The 3,096-nt window shown below is 46.3% G+C and carries 6 protein-coding genes; 2 read left to right on the top strand and 4 right to left on the bottom strand.

Translation table 11 applies throughout. The annotated features are described in order from the left end of the window. The first annotated feature begins 280 nt into the window (after nt 1–280). Nucleotides 281–619 (top strand): helix-turn-helix transcriptional regulator, encoded by a 339-nt coding sequence (locus SJI19_RS24345; protein ID WP_323480818.1) that lies wholly within the window; start codon nt 281–283, stop codon nt 617–619. An 86-nt stretch (nt 620–705) separates the two neighbouring features. Then, complete coding sequence (locus SJI19_RS24340; protein ID WP_323480817.1) at nt 706–948, top strand: SymE family type I addiction module toxin; 243 nt, start codon at nt 706–708, stop codon at nt 946–948. Between the two features lie 63 nt (nt 949–1,011). On the opposite strand, the gene SJI19_RS24335 is transcribed toward SJI19_RS24340, so the two are convergent. From SJI19_RS24335 to SJI19_RS24320, 4 genes are all read right to left on the bottom strand, one after another. Beyond that, nucleotides 1,012–1,269 carry a hypothetical protein gene (locus SJI19_RS24335; protein ID WP_323480816.1) on the bottom strand — a complete coding sequence of 86 codons (258 nt, stop codon included), beginning with the start codon at nt 1,267–1,269 and terminating at the stop codon, nt 1,012–1,014. Next, the gene (locus SJI19_RS24330; RefSeq protein ID WP_323480815.1) at nt 1,247–1,798 is read right to left on the bottom strand and encodes an adhesin; all 552 of its coding nucleotides are present in this window, start codon (nt 1,796–1,798) and stop codon (nt 1,247–1,249) included. The genes SJI19_RS24335 and SJI19_RS24330 overlap by 23 nt, the downstream gene beginning before the upstream one ends. A 158-nt stretch (nt 1,799–1,956) precedes the next feature. Beyond that, nucleotides 1,957–2,175, bottom strand: coding sequence for a hypothetical protein (locus SJI19_RS24325; RefSeq protein ID WP_323480814.1), 219 nt, complete (start codon nt 2,173–2,175; stop codon nt 1,957–1,959). Continuing rightward, a partial coding sequence (locus SJI19_RS24320) for a hypothetical protein (protein WP_323480813.1) occupies nt 2,175–3,096 on the bottom strand: 922 nt, incomplete at its 5' end. The genes SJI19_RS24320 and SJI19_RS24325, both read right to left, overlap by 1 nt.

Raw genomic sequence — 3,096 nt, 5'->3', positions numbered from 1 at the left:
TTTGCCAGCGTCAAGCAGGGTATTGGTATGTACCAGGGAATCGCCCTGCTCATGGCCCCGGTCTTTGTTAATGCTACTAACGATAAGGCAATACGAACCGTAGATGTTTGCCTTTAGCCATGCTCGTATTTTCAGATTTCACGGGGTGTTTTACTAAAACATACAATATTCAAATTCGCTCATATTGATTACTATTTTAGTCCCTGATATGATACTTACATTGAAGTCCGCTGAGAGGAAGGTTATAGTGATATCAGCGACTACCACTTGAGTCTTAAAAATGGGTTTTCCTGAAAAACTGTCGGCGCACCGCAAAGCACTTTGCTTAACCCAGCAACAGATGGCCGATAAGATTGGCATGCATGTTTCGCAATACAAACGGTATGAGTCTGGGGCATCCCAACCGGTGATTGATGTCTTTCGGCGCATTGCTTTAGCGTTGAATGTTAGTGCGGATATGCTGCTTTTTGAACCTGATGAACGTGGCCCGGATGATAGGCTCAAGCTCCAATTTGAAGCAATATCACAGCTTGATGAGAAAGAGCGTGAGGCCGTCGAGATCGTGATCACCAGCATTTTGCATATGCATGACGCCAAGCGGTGGGCCAGTCAAAAGTGAGTAAAACAAAGGATTTATAACGCGAAACACCGGTGCTCGAACACCGATGTTCCGCTCACCACAAGCAACTAACAGGAGTAGTTACCATGGCTGAGCACGATTCTAAATCAAAACCCGGTATTTCCAAAGCACAGCGCCGGTTAAAAGTGGGTTATATCAGTATCCGGCACCAGACGCGGGCGACAAAAATGCTCACCTACTACAGTCGCAGCCCCAGTTTGCATCTCAAGGGCAACTGGCTGATCGAGGCGGGGTTTGCTACCGATCAACCGGTACAGGTGACGGTGGAGCCGGGAGTATTGATTATTCATGCGATGACGGATAAGTGATTGGGATATAAGGTAAAACCCCGGCTCAAGGGCCGGGACAAATAAGTTTGAAATTGGCGACGGTTAAAAACCTTTAACTTTAAGTAGTCGGAATAAAGCCATACCTACACCCATTATTCCTCCTCCACATACGCTCAATTTTATAATATGACAGACATCGTTCAAGCCCATATCAAATTCACCACGAATCATCCACGATGTAAAAGAAAAAAATACTTTAGTAATTAAACTAGCGGTAATAACTGCAAACACAATTGAGCAGATAATGCATGTCGAAAATAAAACATTAATAATTAATTTATTTTGGCGGCGAATTTTCATCGTCCCCCGCCTTTTTAAATGATTTATCAGCAGTATCCGTGCTAAATTCTGCACTGATCGATGAAGTCACATTGCCGACAGCGCCAGGAATTTTACTTGGCAACATTTCTTTCGATATTCCAAGCTGTCCCTTTACCTCAGTATACTTGAGTAAGTTAGGATGGAATTTTGGATCAAATCCTTGGGTAAGATATTTTCCGGCAGCATTTACACCAACTTTTGCTAATTGACCCATTCCATATCCAAAAGCAGAACCAGCACCGTTTGTTATTGCTCCGGTTAGTGGATCATCACCATTAATGGCATTGGTCAAGGCTCCGCCCGCAGCATTCCACCCTACAACTCCCGGAAGCCCGTGTCCCATGCTGACGACATTTACCCAACCCGCAACAGATGCATTGACCGGACTAAAATCTTTACCGTCAAAATATCGGACTCCGGTATTGGCCGCTGCGCCAAGCCCCCACATCGCTTGGGCGGCACCCGGCAATATGGCGATACCGGCGGTATTCGCCATACCGGCAGACACGGTGGCATTTCCTTCTGCTATCTCCCCCGCCAGTTTCGCTTTGCACTGCGCATCACAGTCCGGGATATCCGCTAACCAAAATCCCAGCCCCGAACCCGCAGCCGCGCCGCCCAGCGAGTTATTCTCTACACACTTAACTTGATTTGTTACACAAAATATCATTTGTAAAAATTAAAACGATACATAATCCAAAGACCAGCGCCACCAAACAAACCAAGGTATAAAGATAAGATCGATATATTCTTTATCTTACCTGACACAAATATAATTTCATCCAGCACAAGCCACTTACATAAAGCAATCGTAGTAAATGATATCAAAGACATAATGATGACTAAATAAAAATATGCAATAAATTGTTTTGCAAAAATATTCATTATTTCGTCCCCTTTTTGTCTAACTCAATAAAACCTACGTTTACGCTTTCAGTACCTAATGCCCCAGTAAATCCACCGATAACACCTGGAATAGGGCTTATGCTTGCTTCCTTCAGTAAGAACCCGGGTCCAAATGTCGTTTCGCTGTATTTCAGAGCATTTTTGCTCGCCGACATACCAAAATGCGCTTTGATAAGTTTGGCTTCCCAAGAGTGAATCGCGGCTGCCCCCAAACCATAACCGGCAGCCGTCCCCGCCGCCGCACCCATCATCGCAGCTTGTGAGTCTTCCCCGTTTACCTGACTGCTAAAATAAGCCCCGCCTACATTGAGTCTGACATTGGAATTTAGCGTTTTTCCGACGCCAGCCACACCGGTCATGCCAGCGGTGAATAAAGAGGTGTAATCAAATTTTTCGCCGGTTTTTCCTTCATATACCTGAACACCGGCATTTGCGCCTAAGCTCATGGCGGCACCAGTGGTTTTAGCTATTTTTGTGGCTGAATCCTTGAAGAACGATTTTACCGTTCCGGCAAAACCAACAACATTATCCGGTTCGCCGATGAAGGAACCGAGTCTATCCCACTTATCGGTGTTCTTATTGATATGCTCAAGGGCTTTGGCATTTTCCGCTTGCACATATCCGCGTGCCGCTTCATCCCTCATCGGCGCACCAAACCAGTCCGGCATCCAGTCGGGGCGTGTAGCAGCGTCCATACCAGTATCAACCAGCTGTTTTTGATAACTGCCGCAGGTGAGCGGACTGTCGGCGCAGATTTGCTGGAGCTCGGCATAGTTCTTGTCACTTAACGCTTGATATTTGTCGGCCACGTCCTTGCAGTCACCGCCGGAGGCTTCGCAGGCTCGCCACTCTTTATCCAAGGCGCGGGCCTCATCGCCGTTAAGGAAGTTATTCTCTACA

This window comes from Acerihabitans sp. TG2, assembly GCF_035013185.1.
Taxonomy (GTDB): Bacteria; Pseudomonadota; Gammaproteobacteria; order Enterobacterales; family Enterobacteriaceae; genus Acerihabitans.
Note: the sequence above shows the minus strand (reverse complement) of the source record. Positions and strands in the feature narration are given on the sequence as shown.